Annotated in this window: 15 protein-coding genes and 1 pseudogene; 7 read left to right on the forward strand and 9 right to left on the reverse strand. The window is 74.8% G+C overall.

What is annotated here, in order from left to right; translation table 11 throughout:
* Nucleotides 1-11: 11 nt before the first annotated feature.
* From N8I86_RS21430 to N8I86_RS21445, 4 genes are all read right to left on the reverse strand, one after another.
* Nucleotides 12-581 (reverse strand): hypothetical protein, encoded by a 570-nt coding sequence (locus N8I86_RS21430; RefSeq protein ID WP_073888047.1) that lies wholly within the window; start codon nt 579-581, stop codon nt 12-14.
* A 1-nt stretch (nt 582) separates the two neighbouring features.
* Nucleotides 583-2,067 (reverse strand): PTS transporter subunit EIIC, encoded by a 1,485-nt coding sequence (locus N8I86_RS21435; protein WP_263278466.1) that lies wholly within the window; start codon nt 2,065-2,067, stop codon nt 583-585.
* Nucleotides 2,068-2,083: 16 nt separating this feature from the next.
* A complete protein-coding gene (gene murQ, locus N8I86_RS21440; protein ID WP_263278467.1) occupies nt 2,084-3,007 on the reverse strand; it encodes an N-acetylmuramic acid 6-phosphate etherase in 924 nt (307 codons plus the stop codon).
* 132 nt (nt 3,008-3,139) lie between these two features.
* Nucleotides 3,140-4,045, reverse strand: a complete 906-nt coding sequence (locus N8I86_RS21445; RefSeq protein WP_263278468.1) for a MurR/RpiR family transcriptional regulator — start codon at nt 4,043-4,045, stop codon at nt 3,140-3,142.
* A 56-nt stretch (nt 4,046-4,101) separates the two neighbouring features.
* Between N8I86_RS21445 and N8I86_RS21450 the strand changes: the two genes are divergently transcribed.
* Complete coding sequence (locus N8I86_RS21450; RefSeq protein WP_073890307.1) at nt 4,102-4,485, forward strand: hypothetical protein; 384 nt, start codon at nt 4,102-4,104, stop codon at nt 4,483-4,485.
* A 7-nt stretch (nt 4,486-4,492) separates the two neighbouring features.
* A complete protein-coding gene (locus tag N8I86_RS21455; protein WP_073888053.1) occupies nt 4,493-4,768 on the forward strand; it encodes a DUF4031 domain-containing protein in 276 nt (91 codons plus the stop codon).
* 6 nt (nt 4,769-4,774) lie between these two features.
* Here the strand turns inward: N8I86_RS21455 and N8I86_RS21460 are convergent, their stop codons facing one another.
* Nucleotides 4,775-5,878, reverse strand: coding sequence for a GNAT family N-acetyltransferase (locus N8I86_RS21460; RefSeq protein WP_263278469.1), 1,104 nt, complete (start codon nt 5,876-5,878; stop codon nt 4,775-4,777).
* 26 nt (nt 5,879-5,904) lie between these two features.
* Nucleotides 5,905-6,549: an HD domain-containing protein gene (locus tag N8I86_RS21465; RefSeq protein WP_263278470.1), complete on the reverse strand. Its 645-nt coding sequence runs from the start codon at nt 6,547-6,549 to the stop codon at nt 5,905-5,907.
* A gap of 187 nt (nt 6,550-6,736) precedes the next feature.
* Between N8I86_RS21465 and N8I86_RS21470 the strand changes: the two genes are divergently transcribed.
* Complete coding sequence (locus N8I86_RS21470) at nt 6,737-7,441, forward strand: copper homeostasis protein CutC (protein ID WP_073888059.1); 705 nt, start codon at nt 6,737-6,739, stop codon at nt 7,439-7,441.
* A 29-nt stretch (nt 7,442-7,470) separates the two neighbouring features.
* Here the strand turns inward: N8I86_RS21470 and N8I86_RS21475 are convergent, their stop codons facing one another.
* Nucleotides 7,471-9,543, reverse strand: coding sequence for a HelD family protein (locus tag N8I86_RS21475; RefSeq protein WP_404830820.1), 2,073 nt, complete (start codon nt 9,541-9,543; stop codon nt 7,471-7,473).
* A gap of 277 nt (nt 9,544-9,820) precedes the next feature.
* Between N8I86_RS21475 and N8I86_RS21480 the strand changes: the two genes are divergently transcribed.
* Genes N8I86_RS21480 through N8I86_RS21490 form a run of 3 tightly spaced genes read left to right on the forward strand, consistent with a single transcriptional unit; the run spans nt 9,821 to nt 11,490 of the window.
* Complete coding sequence (locus N8I86_RS21480) at nt 9,821-10,003, forward strand: hypothetical protein (protein WP_073888062.1); 183 nt, start codon at nt 9,821-9,823, stop codon at nt 10,001-10,003.
* Between the two features lie 18 nt (nt 10,004-10,021).
* A complete protein-coding gene (locus N8I86_RS21485; RefSeq protein ID WP_079192297.1) occupies nt 10,022-11,191 on the forward strand; it encodes a glycosyltransferase 87 family protein in 1,170 nt (389 codons plus the stop codon).
* Entirely contained in the window at nt 11,155-11,490 is a 336-nt protein-coding gene (locus tag N8I86_RS21490) for an SH3 domain-containing protein (protein ID WP_073888064.1), read from the forward strand. The genes N8I86_RS21485 and N8I86_RS21490 overlap by 37 nt, the downstream gene beginning before the upstream one ends.
* Before the next feature lie 84 nt (nt 11,491-11,574).
* Here N8I86_RS21490 and N8I86_RS21495 read toward each other — a convergent pair whose 3' ends face one another.
* Nucleotides 11,575-13,218: a DNA repair helicase XPB gene (locus N8I86_RS21495; RefSeq protein ID WP_073890309.1), complete on the reverse strand. Its 1,644-nt coding sequence runs from the start codon at nt 13,216-13,218 to the stop codon at nt 11,575-11,577.
* Between the two features lie 151 nt (nt 13,219-13,369).
* Between N8I86_RS21495 and N8I86_RS21500 the strand changes: the two genes are divergently transcribed.
* Nucleotides 13,370-13,909, forward strand: a complete 540-nt coding sequence (locus N8I86_RS21500; RefSeq protein ID WP_263278472.1) for a hypothetical protein — start codon at nt 13,370-13,372, stop codon at nt 13,907-13,909.
* A 7-nt stretch (nt 13,910-13,916) separates the two neighbouring features.
* Here N8I86_RS21500 and N8I86_RS21505 read toward each other — a convergent pair.
* A pseudogene (locus N8I86_RS21505) lies at nt 13,917-16,470 on the reverse strand (helicase-associated domain-containing protein).
* Between the last annotated feature and the right edge of the window lie 75 nt (nt 16,471-16,545).

Consider the following 16,545-nt stretch of genomic DNA (forward strand, 5'->3'; position numbering starts at 1 on the left):
GGGACCGCCGGCTACAGGTTGCCCATGGGTTCGATGTCGACGCGCACCGGCGTCCCCCACACCCGCAGCACCTCGTAGTCGGTGAACTCGTGCACGAGCCGGTACGCCATGGCGGGCCGGGACCCGCGCCGCTGGGCGGCGAGATAGGCCTCGGCCTCGCGCCGGTCCCGCCTGGGCGTCCCGCACAGCTGCCACTCCTGGCCGTTCCACAGCTCCGGCAGCCAACGCTGCTGGGGCTGTGGACGCTCGCCGCGCACGCCGTAGCGGGAGGGTGCCTGGGCGGCCGGCTCCTCCGGGCGGGGCCTGCCCTGGTACTCCGAGCGCCGGGCGGCCCGCCGCCGGGTCTCGCAGAGCAGGCAGAGGTCGGGTGCGCTCTCGTCGACGGGTCCCTGCGGATGCTCCTGGCAGCGGGTGCTCGGTGCTGCGCCGGTGACGCTCTCCTCGGCGAGGTCGAGCGCCCGGCGCAGATCGTCCTTGATCTCGTGCAGCCGTGCGTCGGGCGTGTCGGCCCCGAGGGCCTCGCCGTGTTCCCCGAGCAGCCGGAGCGCCCGCCCCAGGGCGGTGAGCTGGGCATGATTCATGTCAGTCGGTCGCCTCCTCGCCTCCATGGTGCACCGGGGCCGTGACCACCCCCCTCCCGGCCCGGCCGCCGGCCTTCTCCCCGCTCTCGGCGACGGGGGGCCGGAAGGTCGCCCAGGTCGCGAGGAAGCCGACGAGGTACCCGGTGAGCAGACCGCCCGCGTAGACCGCCGCCGTCATCGCCGGGCTGCGGTTCCCGGCCAGCAGCGGGAAGAGGGCCCAGCCCGACGGGCCGATGGCCGTGGCGCCCACCTTGGTGCCGGACATGGCGAAGAAGCCGACGAACCCCCCGCCCGCCGCGCCGCCCGCACAGGCGGTCAGGAACGGCCGGCCGAGCGGCAGGGAGACGCCGTAGATGAGGGGTTCGCCGACACCGAGCAGACCGGCCGGCAGGGCGGAGCGGATCGTCGTGCGCAGGGAGACGTCGTGGCGCAGGCGGACGTACACCGCGAGGGCCGCGCCGACCTGGCCCGCGCCCGCCATGGCCAGCAGCGGGAGCAGGACGGTGTAGCCCTGCTGCTCGATGAGCGTGGTGTGGATGGGGATCAGGGCTTGGTGCAGGCCCAGCATGACCAGCGGCAGGAAGAGCCCGCCCAGCACCAGCCCGGCCAGGGCGCCCGCGGTCGCGAGGAGCCGGTCGGCGGCCGTGCCGACCGCGGAGGCCACCGCGCCGGCCGCGTACATCAGGCCGTACAGCGTGACGAGCCCGGAGACGAGCACGGTGACCGTGGGGGTGAGCAGGACGTCCAGTGCGCCCGGCACCCGGCCGCGGCACCACTTCTCCACCCGGGTCGCCAGCAGTGCCGCCAGGAGCGCGCCGAGCACCCCGCCCTGCCCGGGAGACAGGTGCACCCCGAACGCGGTCACCTTCGCCACGCCCGGGTACACGACGACGGCCGCCACCGCGCCGCCCAGGACGGGTGTGCCGCCGAACTCCTTCGCGGTGTTGATCCCGACGAACACCGCGATCAGCGCCATGAAGGCGGAGGCGACGGCGGACAGGGCGGGGGTGAGCCAGGGCAGCAGGTGGGCGTTGGTCAGCAGCCCGTTCAGCCCGGCCAGGATGCCGCAGCCGATCAGGGCGGGGATCAGCGGGACGAAGACGCCCGCGACGCGCCGCAGGCCGTTCTTGAGGGGCGTGGCGTTGCGCCGCCGCAGGCCCTCCTTGATCCGGGCGCCCTCGGCGGCGAGGTCCCCGGCGCCGGACGGCTCCGCGGCGGTGCTGCCCGGCGCCCGCGCCACCAGGTCCTCCACCGCAGCGGTGACCGCCTCGACGACACCGGGACCGAGCACGATCTGCCAGACGTCCCCGCCGTCCACCACCCCGAGGACACCGGGCAGGGACCGCAGGGCTTCCTCGTCCACCGCCGACGGATCGGCGAGCCCCAGCCGGAGCCGGGTCATGCAGTGGGCGACGGAGGTGACGTTGGCCGGGCCGCCGACCCGGATGAGGACGGCGGCCGCGGCGGAGACGGGGTCGTTGCGCACGCCCCGAGCGTGCGGGTCAGCCCGCCGCGTGCGCCAGCGCGGCGCGCAGATGGCCGCCGGACTCCTCCAGAAGGCGGGCGGCCGTAGGGCCGTCGACGTCGGCGAGAAGGGTGAGGATGGCGGTCTTCACCTCGCCGCCGGACTCGGTCAGGGCCCGCTCGATCTCCTCGTCGGCCGCGCCGGTGGCCAGCGACACGATCCGGCGGGACCGGGCCCGGAGCTTGTCGTTGGACGCGCGCACGTCGACCATCAGGTTCCCGTAGGTCTTGCCGAGCCGGATCATCGTGATGGTCGAGAGCATGTTCAGGACCAGTTTCTGGGCCGTGCCCGCCTTCAGCCGGGTGGAGCCGGTGAGCAGTTCCGGGCCCACGACGACCTCGATGCCGTGCTCGGCGGCCGCCGCGAGCGCGCTGTGCGCGTTGCAGGACAGGCCGACGGTCAGGGCTCCCAGGCCGCGGGCGTGCTCGACGGCGCCCACGGCGTAGGGGGTGCGGCCGGAGGCGGAGACGCCGACCACCGCGTCGTCGGCGGTGAGTCCGAGCGAGTCGAGGTCCTTGCGGGCCAGCTCCGGGGAGTCCTCGGCGCCCTCGACGGAGCTGACCATGGCCTCGGGGCCGCCCGCGATCAGGCCGACGACCTGCCCGGGACCGGTGTTGAAGGTGGGCGGGCACTCGGAGGCGTCCAGCACGCCGAGCCGGCCGGCGGTACCGGCGCCGGCGTAGACCAGGCGTCCGCCGCGGGCCATCCGTTCGGCGACGGCGTCCACGGCGGCGGCGATCCGCGGCAGCTCGGCGGCGACGGCGGCGGCCACACCGGCGTCCTCGCCGTTCATCAGGCGGGCGATGTCGAGGGTGGGCAGCCGGTCGATCTCGGCGAGCTCGGGCCGGAACGCCTCGGTGGTCAGGGAGGCCAACTGGCTGCGCAGGTCGGGGGAGGTCATCGGGGCGGCTCTCTCCGGTCACTTTCCGTCGGGGGGGTGGTGAACCTACCTGGGGGCGCGGGGAACGGCGCGACCAGCCACGTCGGACCCGCCGGTCCCTCCCACGGTCGGTCCTGTGCGCGGTGCTGCGGTCTAGCGCGAGGAGGCCCGGTGACGGTGGGCCAGCGCCTCGTACGACGCGGCCAGGGCGGGCGCGGCCGTCTCGTACGTCCGCTGCGCCACTCCGACGAACAGGCAGTCCACCACGAGCAGTTGGCTGGTCCGTGAGGACATCGCCGCCGGCCGCAGCTCGGTCTCCCGGGACGTGGAGGTGGTCAGCACGTGGTCGGCGTACTGCGTCACCGGTGAGTCCGGCCGCCCGGTGATGGCGACGGTGGCCGCCCCGCGTTCGAAGGCGACCCGCAGCGGCTCGATGACGTCCCCGGTCGAGCCGGAGTGCGTGATCGCGATCGCCACGTCGCCGGAGCGGAGCTGCACCGCGTTGGTCACCGCGAGGTGCGGGTCGCTGTGCGCATGGGCTATGAGCCCTATCCGCAGCAGCTTCTGCGTGAGGTCCTGGGCGACGAGCCCGGACGCGCCGATGCCGTACACGTCGGTCCGGCGTGCCCCGGCGAGCGCGGCGACGGCCGCGCCGAGCTGGACGGTGTCCAGGCCGGCGGCGGTGTCGGCGAGGGTCTGCTGCTCCTCGTAGGCCAGTTTCGTGACGACGTCGGCGAGGGGGTCGTCCACCGCGATGTCGGTGGTGATGGCGGGCGCCCGGCCGGACTGCTGCTGCGCGGCCAGCCCGGCGAGGGCGAGGCGCAGGTCGCGGTAGCCGGGGTAACCGAGGAGGCGGGCGGTGCGGACGACCGTCGCCTCGCTGGTGCCGGTGAGTTCGGCGAGGCCGGTGACCGTGAGGGCGGCGCAGCCGGCCGGATCGCCCGCCACGGCCTCGGCGACGCGGTGCATGGACCGGGTCATGGAGGGGGCGAGGGTGCGCACCTTGGCGGCGAGCGATCCGCCCGGCTGCCCGAAAATTTCCTTCACTTCCTGGGTCACAGGTGAAAGATATTTTCGGTTCGGTCCGGTGGTCAAGAGTGCGCACAATGGGTTCCATGGAACCCGTCACTCCCCTTGAGCAGGCCCTGCATGCCGCGCGCGCCCTGGTGCTCGCCGATCTGGTCGCGCGTGAGGTCGCCGAGGCGGACGTGGTCTCGCTGGTCGAGGACTCCGTCGCACAGCGCCGCTGGTGGGTGGAGCAGTGGCCGCAGGGCGCGCCGTTCGTCGCCGGTCTGATCGCCCAGGACGTGCAGGACGCGCTGCTGGAGCGGTACGGCCGCTGGCCGCTGTGCCCGGTGTGCGGCTCGGGCGATCCGCACGCGCTGGACGTGGAGCCGGAACTGGGCCCGGACCCGCACTGGGTGTGCCACAAGGCCGGGGTGAAGGTCGCGGCGGTCGGCTCGCTGGGCTCGGCGGCGGGCGGGGCGGTGTCCTCGTGAGGCGCCCGTGACCGTCTATGTCGACCCGCCGGCCTGGCCCGGCCACGGCCGCATGTGGTCGCACCTGGTGAGCGACGTGTCGTACGACGAACTGCACTCCTTCGCCGAGCGCTTGGGCGTGCCCCGGCGGGCCTTCGAGCGCGACCACTACGACGTCCCCTCGCACCGGTACGCGGACGTGGTGGCCGCGGGTGCGGTGGAGGTCAGCAGCCGCGAGGTGGTGCGGCTGCTGCACGCGTCGGGTCTGCGCCGGCGCAAGCGCGGCCGGGCCCGGCGGACGTAGACGCGGTCAGGCCCGGCGGACGTAGAGCAGGAGGGCGCCGTCCATGCCGTGCTCCTCGCGGGCCGTGCGCTCCTCCTCCAGGGTGGCCCGGGTGAACCCAGCCCGGGTGACCACGTGCTGGGAGGGCACGTTGTCCGCCTCGATGGTCGCGATGACCGATGCGACGTCCGGACGGGCCAGCGCCCACGCGGCCAGCGCGTCCACGGCCTCGGTGGCGTAGCCCCGGCCGCGCGCTCCCTCGACGAGGTCGTAGCCGATCTCGACCGTGCCCTCCTCGTCCGGGGCGCCGTGGAAGCCGATCCCGCCTACCGCCAGGCCGTCCTCCCGGCGTACGAGGGCGAAGACGCCGAACTCCGGCCGGTGCACGCCCGCTTCGTAGGCCTTCACCAGGAAGCCGGCGGCCTCCCGGGTGCCCTCGTACGGCCCGCCGTCGGCCCAGGCGAGGCCGCCGTCGCCGCCGAGGCGCAGATCGCGGGCGGCGGCCGGGCGGATGCCCGTCAGGGTGAGGCGCTCGGTGGGCAGGACGAGGTTGTTGCGCCAGCGCCACTCGGTGACCGGTGCGCGGCCGGGCAGTTCGCCGCGGCCGGTGGCCCACAGCAGCGTCGGCCAGGGCGCGGTGCCGGGCTGGACGTGCGGGAAGAGCCGGGCCAGGACGGACTCCGCCAGGTCCTCGGCCGGCTCGTACGCGATGCCCAGGCCCTCGGCGATGTCGTGGGTGTGCAGCAGTACCTCGGCGATGCCCATCGCGGCGAAGCCCTCGCGGTCCGCGCTGCCGAACGGGTGCGGGTGGAAGGCGCGGACCTCGGGCGGGGTGGTGGCGACGGTGGTGGCGAGCAGCACGCCGGTCGTGTCGATCACGTGCAGCAGGCCCGCGTTGTCGGTGCCCGCGTCCAGGGTGATGCCGAAGGGGACGTAGCGCTCCTGGGCGCGGACCGCCAACTGCCCCGCGTAGGCGAGGAGGTCGCTCGCGACGTGCTCCGCCGTGCGCCGGCAGTCCCACTCCAGCCGGCCGGCGCGGGTGCCCGACCAGTCGCGGTCCACCACCGTCCGCAGCGTCGCCAGGCAGCCCGCCACGGCCCTGCTCACGTCATCCCCGCTCATCGGTCGCATGGGCGCACCCTAGGCGGGCCGGCCGTTCAGGTCGACAGCAATTCCAGCTCCGAGGCGAGGTTGTGGCGCGCGGTCGCCTCCCAGTGCTCCTGCCCGTACGGCGTGCGGAACAGGCTGGGCAGGCCGAGGAGTTGGCGCAGTACGGCGGCCCGTCCGGCCCGGAAGGCGTCGTTCGGCACGAAGTGGTACTCCGCGCGGACCTCCGCGGTGTAGGCGGCGTACGCCGACGGGTGGGCGGCGAGGATCGCGAGGTCCGCGTCGCACAGCACCCGGCCGTCGCGGTCGTCGTCGGCCGGGTCGTGCGTGACGGTGAGCCGGACCAGCCGGGCCACCTCGGCGGTCCGCGCCCGCGGCACGCCCGCCTCCGCGAGGGCCCGCTCGGCGAGCCGGGCGGAGCGCTCCTCGTTCTCGGACCGGTCGGGGAGGTAGACGGCGTCGTGGAACCAGGCGGCCAGCCGTACCGCGTCCGGGTCGGCCGCGTACGCGGCCAGCAGGTCGATGTGGTCGAGCATCGCGCCGAGGTGGGCGAGCGTGTGGTAGTGGCGCTGCGGCTCCTGCCAGCGGGCGAGCAGGTTGTCGGCGTACGGCACGGGGTCGGGGCCGCCGCCGGGAGCGCGGGCTGCTTCGAGCGCGCGGACGAATCGGGGGCGCAGGGCGTCGGGATCGGCCATGCCCGTCATTCTTCCGCCCCCGCGCGGCCCGTGGCGATCCCGGTTTCCCGTGGACGGGGCGGGGGACGGGCCGGCGGGTACGCGGGAGGGGGCCGAGCGGCTTCGGGTGAACGGCGCCCGGGTGCGGGCGTACCCTTGAATTGGACTAGACCTGTAGTCGCCCGATGAATCCGATGAATGGGGTGCCATGAGCAAGCGTGCGGTCCTGGAGGTGATCGCCCTCGACGTCGAGGACGCGGTCGCCGCCCAGGCAGGAGGCGCGGACCGGCTGGAGCTGGTCACGGAGATGGCGGCCGACGGACTCACCCCGTCCCCGGCCACCGTGGCCGCGATCCGCGCCGCCGTCGACATCGACCTGCGCGTGATGCTCCGGCTGACGGACGGCTTCGCCGCCGGCGACGCGGAGGGCCTGGTCCGGGCGGCGGACGAGCTCCGCGGGGCCGGCGCGGACCAGTTCGTGCTCGGGTTCCTCGACGCCGGCGGCGCGGTCGACCTCGACACCGTGGAGCGGGTCGTCGCGGCGCTGGACGGCTGCCGCTGGACCTTCCACCGGGCGATCGACCGGGCCGCCGACCGCGACGCCCTGCGCAAGCAGCTCGCCGACCTGCCCGGTCTGGACACCTACCTCACGGCGGGCTCCGCCACGGGCGTGGACGCCGGGCTGCCGACGCTGCTCGCGGAGGCGGCGCACGGCGGTGAGCCCGGGTACGAGCAGCGGATCCTGGTGGGCGGCGGACTGCGCCTCGACCACGTGCCGCGGCTGCGGACCGGCGGGATCGACGCCTTCCACATCGGCGGCGCGGCCCGGCCCGGCGGCTGGGCGGGGCCGGTCTGCGCCGACGCGGTGGCCCGGTGGCGGGCCGTCCTGGACGGCGGAACCGGCGAGGGCTAGCCGCCGGTCCCGCGTCGCGCCCGGCCGCCTCAGGCCAGCTGTGCCGGGAGCGGCGCCGAGTGGGCCACGACCAGGCCGGACACCGCCCGGGTCAGCGCCACGTACAGCCGGCGCAGCCCCGTCCGCTCGTCCGGCTCCCCGTCCACCACGGCACCCGGTTCGTCCAGGACGACGTAGTCGTACTCCAGACCCTTGGCGAGGGAGGCCGGCACGAGGGTGAGGCGGGTCTCGCGGGTGGTCTCCTCACCGGGCGCCAGATACGTGATCCCGGCCGCCGTCAGCGCCTCGGCGAGCGCGGGCACGCGGGCGTCCGCGGCGATCAGGCCCGTCGACCCCTCGTTGCGCAGCAGCTCCTCGCACGCGGCGACGACCTCGCCCGCCCCCGCGGCCGGGCGGACCTCGAAGAAGCCCGGGTTCTCCCGGACCGAGGCGACCGGGGTGAGGCCGGGCGCGATGTGCGGGAGCAGACGGGAGGCGTAGGCGATGACGTCCGTCGGGACGCGGAAGCCCGCGGTCAGCTCCTCGATGTGCCCCTCCCGCTTGCCGAGGTGGGCGAGGGCCTGGTCCCAGCTCCGGGTCGCCCACGGGGTCGTGCCCTGCGCCAGGTCGCCGAGGACGGTCGCGCTGCCCGTGGTGCACCGGCGGCCGACCGCGCGGTACTGCATCGGGGACAGGTCCTGCGCCTCGTCCAGGACCACGTGGCCGAGCGAGTGGGTGCGCTGGATCAGGTCGGCCGTCTCGTCGATCAGCACCGCGTCCGCCGCCGACCACCGGGCCGACTTCACGCTGCGCACGGGCTTCGCCCACAGGATCGTCTTCTGCTCGTCCTCGTCCAGGAGCCCCTCGGCGTGCCGGGCCAGGAAGTCGGCGTCGGTCAGCAGCCGCAGCACCAGCTTCGCCGGGTCGACGGCGGGCCAGGCCTCCTTCACGGCCGCCTTCACCGCGCTGTTGCGGGCGACGGCGTCCTGGACCCGGTCGTCCGGAGCCTCCCCGGACCGCTCCATCTGCACCAGCACCGCGTGCGCGATCCGCTGCGGCAGGGCCTCGCGCGCGGCCCCGTAGCGGATGTCCCGCTCCAGCAGCTCCCGCACCAGCTCTTCCAGTTCGTACGCCGGTACACGCCAGCGCCGCGAGCCGCGCACCACGACCACCGGCTCGGTGGGCATGCTCACATGCGCGTACAGGGCCCGGCGCAGCACCTCGGCCATCCGGGCGTCGCCCTTGACGACGGCCGCGGCCGCCTCGTCCGTGCCGCGCACCTCGACGTGCGCCACCAGGTCGTCGACGGTGGCCTGCTGCACGCTCAGCTCGCCGAGGGCCGGCAGGACCTGCTCGATGTAGTGCAGGAAGGACTTGTTCGGCCCGATGACGAGGGTGCCGGTGCGGGCGAGCCGCTCCCGGTGGGCGTAGAGCAGATAGGCGACCCGGTGCAGACCCACGGCCGTCTTCCCGGTGCCGGGGCCGCCCTGGACGCAGACGGTGCCGCCGAGCCCGCTGCGGACGATCTCGTCCTGCTCGGGCTGGATGGTGGCGACGATGTCCCGCATCGGGCCGACGCGCGGCCGCTCGATCTCCTGCTGGAGCAGCTTGCTGGTGGTGGCCGTCTCCTGCGGGTCGGACAGGTGCTCGTCCTCGTAGGCGGTCAGCTCGCCGCCGGTGTAGCCGAAGCGGCGGCGCAGCCCGACGTCCAGGGGGTCCTTCTTGGACGCCCGGTAGAACGGCTGCGAGACCGGGGCACGCCAGTCGATGACCATGGGGTCGCCGTCGGCGTCGTGCACGTGCCGCCGCCCGATGTAGAACCGCTCCCCCTCGGCGCCCTCCGCCCGGTCCGCGCCCGGGGCGTGCAGGTAGTCGAGCCGGCCGAAGAACAGCGGGGTGTCGCTGAGGTCGGCGAGCGCCTTGATGCGCTCGTCGATCTGCCGGGCGAGCACCTCCGCGTTCACCCAGTTCGCGGTGACGTCCCGGATGTCCAGCGCCTCCACGTCCTCGCGCATGGCGCGCAGGGCGGAGCGGGAGCGGGTGAGGTGGGAGCGTTCGCGGGCCAGCGGGTCGTCGGCCCGGCTGCCTGGGCCGTCGAGCGGGTCGTGGACGGGCGTGGACAAGGGAGTGCCTCCGGATCTGCTCTTCCTGGCCTGTGGCTGGGGCATGAGGGGGCCGTCCGGTTTCCGTCCGGGCGGCGGCACTCCGTGAGAGGAGGCGGGCAAGAGCGGAGATTTTAGGCTACGGGTGCGGGCGGAGGCCAATGGATTTTCCTTCCCCCTAGGGGTCCGCCCGCCCTGAGGCGGGGGCCGCGGTCCCTCCGGGGACGTACGCGGAGATCGCCGGAATTCGGTCCCGAGACCGACGCCGGACTTACGGCCGAAGTTCCACCATGGAGACATGAGCGCAGCAACCGTCTCCCCAGCCCCCGTCCGGCCGCCGGCCGGTGCCACGGCCGTGGCGGGCACCCACCACCACCGCCTGGGCGATGCCCTGCGCGCGGTCCGGGTGTACGTGTCCGCCGCGTTCCGGGTCGCCGTCCTCGGCGAGTACGGCGAGGAAGCGGGCGTACGCCGCAGGTGACGGCATAGGGTCGCATCCGTGCGAAAACGGACGGCCTTATTCCTCCTCGCCCTCTCCCTCGCCTCCTTCACCACCCTGTGCGCCCTGCGCGGCGCACCCATGGCCGACCTCCTCGTCTACCGGGCCGAGGGCGCGGCCGTCGTCCACGGCACCGATCTCTACGGCTTCACGGTCACCCGGTGGGGGCTTCCCGCGACCTATCCGCCCTTCGCGGCGATCCTCTTCGTCCCGGCGGTCGGGCTCCCCCTGCCCGTCCTGAAGGCGGTCTTCCTGGCCGGCAACGTGCTCCTGCTCGCCGGACTCGTCGCCCTCTCCGCCCGCCTGGCGTCCCGCTCCCCGGCCCCGGCGGCGCTCTGCGCGGCCACGGCCGCCGCGCTCTGGCTGGAGCCGGTCTTCCAGACCCTGCTGTTCGGCCAGATCAACCTGGCGGTCGCCTGCCTGGCCCTGTGGGACCTCACCCGGCCGCCCGGCGCCCGTGCCCGGGGCCTGGCCCTCGGTGTCGCGGCCGGCATCAAGCTCACCCCGGCCGTCTTCGTGGTGCACCTGTTCCTGCGCGGCCGCAGACGGGAGGCGGCCACGGCGGCGGCGGCCTTCGCCTGCACGGTCCTCGCGGGCTTCCTGCTGCTCCCCGTGGCGAGCGCCGACTTCTGGACCCGGCGCCTGTACGAGACCGGCCGGGTGGGCAAGGGCTGGATCGTGGACAACCAGTCACTGCAGGGACTGGTCGCGCGGGTGCTGCACGACCCGGCGCCGGGCCCCGCCTGGGTGGTCCCGGCCGCACTGGTGGCGGTGGCGGGCCTGGCACTGGCCGCCCGGGCCCGCCGGGAGAGCCACGCCGTCCTGCTGACCGCGTTCACGGCCCTGCTGATCTGCCCGATCAGCTGGACCCACCACTGGGTGTGGTGCGTCCCGTTGCTGGCCGTGCTGTGGGCGGAGGGCCACACCCGGACGGCCGCGCTGGTGGCCCTCGTCTTCACCGCCCGCACCATGTGGCTGGTGCCCCACCAGGGCGACCTCGACCTGGAACTGCCGTACTGGCAGCAGCCGTTGGCGGCCGCCTACCCCGCCCTGGTGCTCGGGCTGAGCGTCGCGTATGACAGCATGATCAACCGTCGTCCGACCCTTTCGACCGAGCAAACGGGGAACACCGCATGTCCTTCTCGACCCTTCGGATCCGCAAGGCGGTGAGCGGTCTGACCGCCGCCACCGCCCTCGCCCTCGGCGCCACCGTCCTGGCCGCTCCCAGCGCCTCGGCCGTGGACTCCTCCGGCTGCACCAAGAACATCAAGGACCAGACCCTCCAGGTCGTGCAGTGGGACCACGCCGACATGCACACCGGGCCGGGCTACTCGTACAAGGTCAAGAAGTCCGTGTTCGCGGGCAGCGACGTGCGCGTGTACTGCACCGCGTACAAGAAGGGCACCACCTGGTACTACGGCAAGTCCGGGAAGACCAAGGGCTGGATGGACACCCACGCGTTCTTCTAGGCCGGACGGCGCCCGACCGGCGGGCCGGACAGCGACCGGCCCGCCCTCGCCCGCCTAGGGCCGGCCTGATCCGAACGACAGGCCCTAGCCCTCCGCCAGGATCTCGTCCGCGTCCACGATCCGGTACGCGTACCCCTGCTCCGCCAGGAAGCGCTGGCGGTGGGCGGCGAAGTCCTGGTCGATGGTGTCGCGGGCGACGACCGAGTAGAAGTGGGCCTGGTGGCCGTCGGCCTTGGGCCGCAGCACGCGCCCCAGCCGCTGGGCCTCCTCCTGCCGGGAACCGAAGGTGCCGGACACCTGGATGGCGACGGTGGCCTCGGGCAGGTCGATGGAGAAGTTGGCGACCTTCGAGACCACCAGCACGCTGATCTCGCCCTCGCGGAACGCGTCGAAGAGCTTCTCGCGCTGGGCGTTGGACGTCTCGCCCTTGATCACCGGGGCGTTCAGGTGCTCGCCCAGCTCGTCCAGCTGGTCGATGTACTGGCCGATGACGAGGATCTGCTGCCCGGCGAACCGGCGGACGATGGCCTCCGTGACCTTCCGCTTGGTTGCGGTGGTCGCGCAGAACCGGTACTTCTCCTCCGTCTCGGCGGTGGCGTACGCCAGCCGCTCGGAGTCGGTGAGGTTGACGCGGACCTCGACGCAGTCGGCGGGCGCGATGTAGCCCTGCGCCTCGATCTCCTTCCAGGGCGCGTCGAACCGCTTCGGCCCGATCAGCGAGAACACGTCCGACTCGCGGCCGTCCTCGCGCACCAGGGTCGCGGTCAGGCCGAGCCGCCGCCGCGCCTGGAGGTCGGCGGTGAACTTGAAGACCGGGGCCGGCAGCAGGTGCACCTCGTCGTAGACGATCAGGCCCCAGTCGCGGGAGTCGAACAGCTCCAGGTGCGGGTAGACGCCCTTCCGCCGGGTGGTCAGCACCTGGTAGGTGGCGATGGTGACGGGCCGGATCTCCTTCCGCGTCCCGCTGTACTCACCGATCTCGTCCTCGGTGAGCGAGGTCCGCTTCACCAGCTCGTGCTTCCACTGCCGGGCGGAGACGGTGTTGGTGACGAGGATCAGCGTGGTCGACTTCGCCTGCGCCATGGACCCGGCGCCGACCAGCGTCTTGCCCGCGCCGCAGGGCAGCACCACGACACCGCTGCCGCCGTGCCAGAAGTTCTCCACGGCCTGCTTCTGGTACGGCCGCAGGTTCCAGCCGTCCTCCAGCAGCTCGATCGGGTGCGCCTCGCCGTCCACGTACCCGGCGAGGTCCTCGGCGGGCCAGCCCAGCTTCAGCAGCACCTGCTTGATCTGGCCGCGCTCGGAGGGGTGCACCACGACGGTGTCCGCGTCGAGGCGGGCGCCGACCAGCGGGGCGATCCGCTTGGACTTCAGCACCTCCTCCAGCACCGGCCGGTCGGTGCTGGTGAGCACGAGCCCGTGCGCGGGGTGCTTGGACAGGGTGAGGCGGCCGTAGCGGTCCATCGTCTCGGCGATGTCGACGAGCAGCGCGTGCGGCACCGGGTAGCGGCTGTACTGCACGAGGGCGTCGACGACCTGCTCGGCGTCGTGCCCGGCGGCGCGCGCGTTCCACAGGCCGAGCGGAGTGACCCGGTAGGTGTGGATGTGCTCGGGTGCCCGCTCCAGTTCGGCGAAGGGCGCGATCGCCCGGCGGCAGTCGTCGGCGCGCTCGTGGTCGACCTCCAGGAGCAGCGTCTTGTCCGACTGGACGATCAGTGGACCATTCACGCGCGGCACACCCTTTCCACAACGGCCAAACGTCCAGTGTGCCCTACCGGCGGACGATCACGGCGGGGCCGCTGCAACCTTGTGCCGCCCACCTGGGTCTTGACCTGCGAAAGCGCGCGGTGGCGCGCCTCGGGGGCAGGAGGCGGGGACCATGTCGGCAGGCAGGTGGGGGACAGGGCTGGCCGCGACGGTGGTGCTGGTCGCGACGGGGGTGTGGGCGGCGGGGCCGGGGGGCGTCGACGCGCACCTGTGGGGCCGGGTCCGGCCGGTGATCGAGGCGCGGCTGGTGGCCGACTCGCGGGGCAGCGGCTACGGCGAGGCGGAGCCGGCGCTGCACGCGCGGTGGTTCTGCCGCGCCGACGCACGGGACCTCGACGAGCACGAGGGTGTCGTACGGGCGGGCGTGACCACGCTGTGCGTGGAGTACGGGGTGCGCGCGGGCACGCTGGAGGAGTGCGGCGGCGCCGCCGGTCCGCAGGTGGTGCGGCTGGAACGGGACGCGCGCGGCGCCTACCGCGTGGTGACGCGGGAGGAGCCGCCGGACGGCGAGGGGTACGGGCGGTGGGTGGCGGACCACTTCGGTCCGCCGGCCGAGCCGGACCCGGACGAGCCGCCGCCGTCCGCCGCCCTGGAGGCCGCCGCGCGCACACACTTCGGGCTGCCCGCCGACGCGCCGGTCGGGGACTGCTGAGACGGGCTCAGTCGTCCGCCAGCTCGGCGACGCCGGTGATCCGGTGCAGCGGATACGTCCGGACCTCGTCCGCCGTGTGGTCGTACGCCGTCACGAAGCCGCCCTCGACCCGGACGGGGGCGATGACGCGCTGGCTGGCGGTGCCCTCGGCGTTGACGTACCCGATCCACAGGGACTCGCCGGTGAGGACGGCCGCCTGGACGGTGGCGAGGGTCTCGGCGGAGGACGTGCGGGGCAGCTCGCCGCCGGTCAGGGGCGTGCCGGTGGTCTTGCGCGGGGTGGTCGCGGCCATGTCGCCCGCCCGGATCGCGCGGATCGCCGCCGTCAGCAGCGTGCCGTCGGGCGGCGGCGGCCCGTCCGGCACCGGCTCGGGCGCGGTGCGCGGCGGCGTCCGGTGGGCGTGGGCGCGGGTGATCACGACGTCGCCCTCGGCGGACTCCGCGGCCGGTGCGTACCCCATCGCGCGCAGGCCCTCCAGCAGTGCCGCCGGGTCGGACTGGGAGGCCAGCACGGTCGGGGCGAGCCGGCGCAGGCGCAGGGCGGCGCCGCGCCGGTCGGCGAGGATCTCGCCGAGCAGCGTGTCGTCGTCGCAGCGCACGTACGCCGAGGCCGCGCCCACCCGCAGATGGCCGTGCTTGCGGGCCACGTCGTCGATCAGGTACGCGAGCGGCTGCGGGACCGGCGTACGGGAGTGCCGGCCGAGGAAGGCGTGCAGGTCGGCGGCGGCCCGGCCGGCGTCCAGGGCGCGGCGGACCGAGGCCGGGGTGAACCGGTAGACCGTGGCCCCGCCCTTGGACTCCACCTCGGCGAGCACGCCCAGCATGTCGGCGAGCGGGCGCTGGAGCGGGCCCGGGGCCACCGCCGTCAGGTCGGCCTGGAGCAGCACGTGGTCCAGGGGCTCGGGGAGGAGCGGGGCGAGCAGACGGGCGGCGGCCGTCGTGGCGAGGGCCTGCTCGGCGGGGGAGAGCGGCGCACGGTCCGCCGGCGGCCGGTGGTGGTGCACCGGGAGCTTGTCACCGGGGCCCGAGGAGACCGGGGCCTCGGCGGGGACCGGGGCGGGCGCGTCGGCCGCGGCCGGCCCGCCGAGCAGGGCACGGCCGTGCGCGGACAGCGCGCCGCGGCCGGTCACGCCCAGCTGCTCGGCCTCCGCGAGGGTCCAGCGCGCCAGCCGGGTGCGCAGGTCGTCCTCGCCGCCGTCCCGCTGCGGGCCCCGCAGCGGCCGCTCCCAGCGCAGCCGGGCCAGCACCGAACCGGCGTCCGGGGCGCCGCCGCGGCAGCGCGGCCAGCAGGCTCAGCACCCGGTGCCGTACCTCGACGGCGGCCGAGCGGTCGAGACCCGGGCCGAGCGCGGAGAGCGTGCGGTCCTTCGCGTCCCGGCCGCCGACCAGCCCCGGCGTCCGGGTGGCCGACAGCCAGGCCACCGCCAGCCGGGACCAGCGCTCGGCGGGGGGCCGCTCCAGCCACTCGTCGTAGGCGGGGGTGGCCGCGTACCGCTCGTCGGCCTCGCCGTCGGAGGCGAGCAGACCGGCGGCGTAGGCCAGTTCGACCCAGAAGGCGGCGACCGGTTCGGAGACGTCCAGGGCGACGGCGGTCCGCTTGAGGTCCCGCACGCTCAGGCCTCCGGCGCGCAGCACGGCCGGACCGCCCTCGTCCCAGTCCTTCAGCAGCTCCTCGACGGTGGCGAGCGCGGTGTACGCCTGCCCGGCCGCCGTCGCGTCCACCACCTGCGGACCGTGTGTCGCGGCCGGCTCCACGACGGGCGGCAGCGGCTCGGGCTCCCGGTGCGCCCGGCCCGCGCGCAGATGCAGGGCGACCTCCCGGGGCAGCACGACCGTGCCGGGCGCGGTCGGCAGCAGCAGGCCCCGGTCGAGCAGCCAGCGCAGATGCGCGGCCGGTTCGGGGGTGACCTGCCCGTACGGCGGGCCCCACACCAGCCGGGACAGCACCTCCAGGCCGCCCTCGGGCGCCCCGGCGAGCAGCCGCGCCATCTTCCTGCGGTGGGTGAACAGCCCGGTCAGCGCGGCGACGGCCGACACCGAGTCATGGGTGGAGGGCAGTCCGGCCGTCGTCACGATCTCCTGGATCCGGCCCGGCGACATGCCCGAGGTGGCCTCCTGCACGGACGGCCCGAGGCCCGTCGGGGAGGGGTGCTGCGGGGACGGCGCGAGCAGTTCCCGCGCGGTGCGGACGAGCCGCAGCCGCCGGTCGTCGCCCCACACCAGCGCCTGCTCGCGCAGGGTGGCGACGGCGTGCGGCAGCGCACCGGCGACGGCCTCGTCCCCGGCGTCCCCGGCCATCAGCCCGAGCAGGGCGTCGTACGACGCCGGGTCCGGGGCCACGGCCAGCGCCTCGGCGGTCTGGAGCGCGAACCGGTCCAGCCGTTCCAGGGCGCGCAGTACCGAGGCGCGGGTACCGGCCCGGGTGGCCAGCTGGGTGAGATCGGTCGGTACGGGGGTGATGAGATCCGGCCTGCTGCGCAGCAGGGCGCCCAGGGAGGCATCGTCCCTGGCACGGAGCGCTTCCGCGAGGGAGCGAGGGGCTGAGGACGCCTCGGGGCTCATCCGGCCAACGGTAGCGGACAACCCGGCGGGGCCGGACCCCGGAAGCGGGGGGCGGGGCCGGTCGTACGAATGCCG

The organism is Streptomyces albidicamelliae, from assembly GCF_025642175.1.
In the GTDB taxonomy this organism is placed as follows: domain Bacteria; phylum Actinomycetota; class Actinomycetes; order Streptomycetales; family Streptomycetaceae; genus Streptomyces; species Streptomyces albidocamelliae.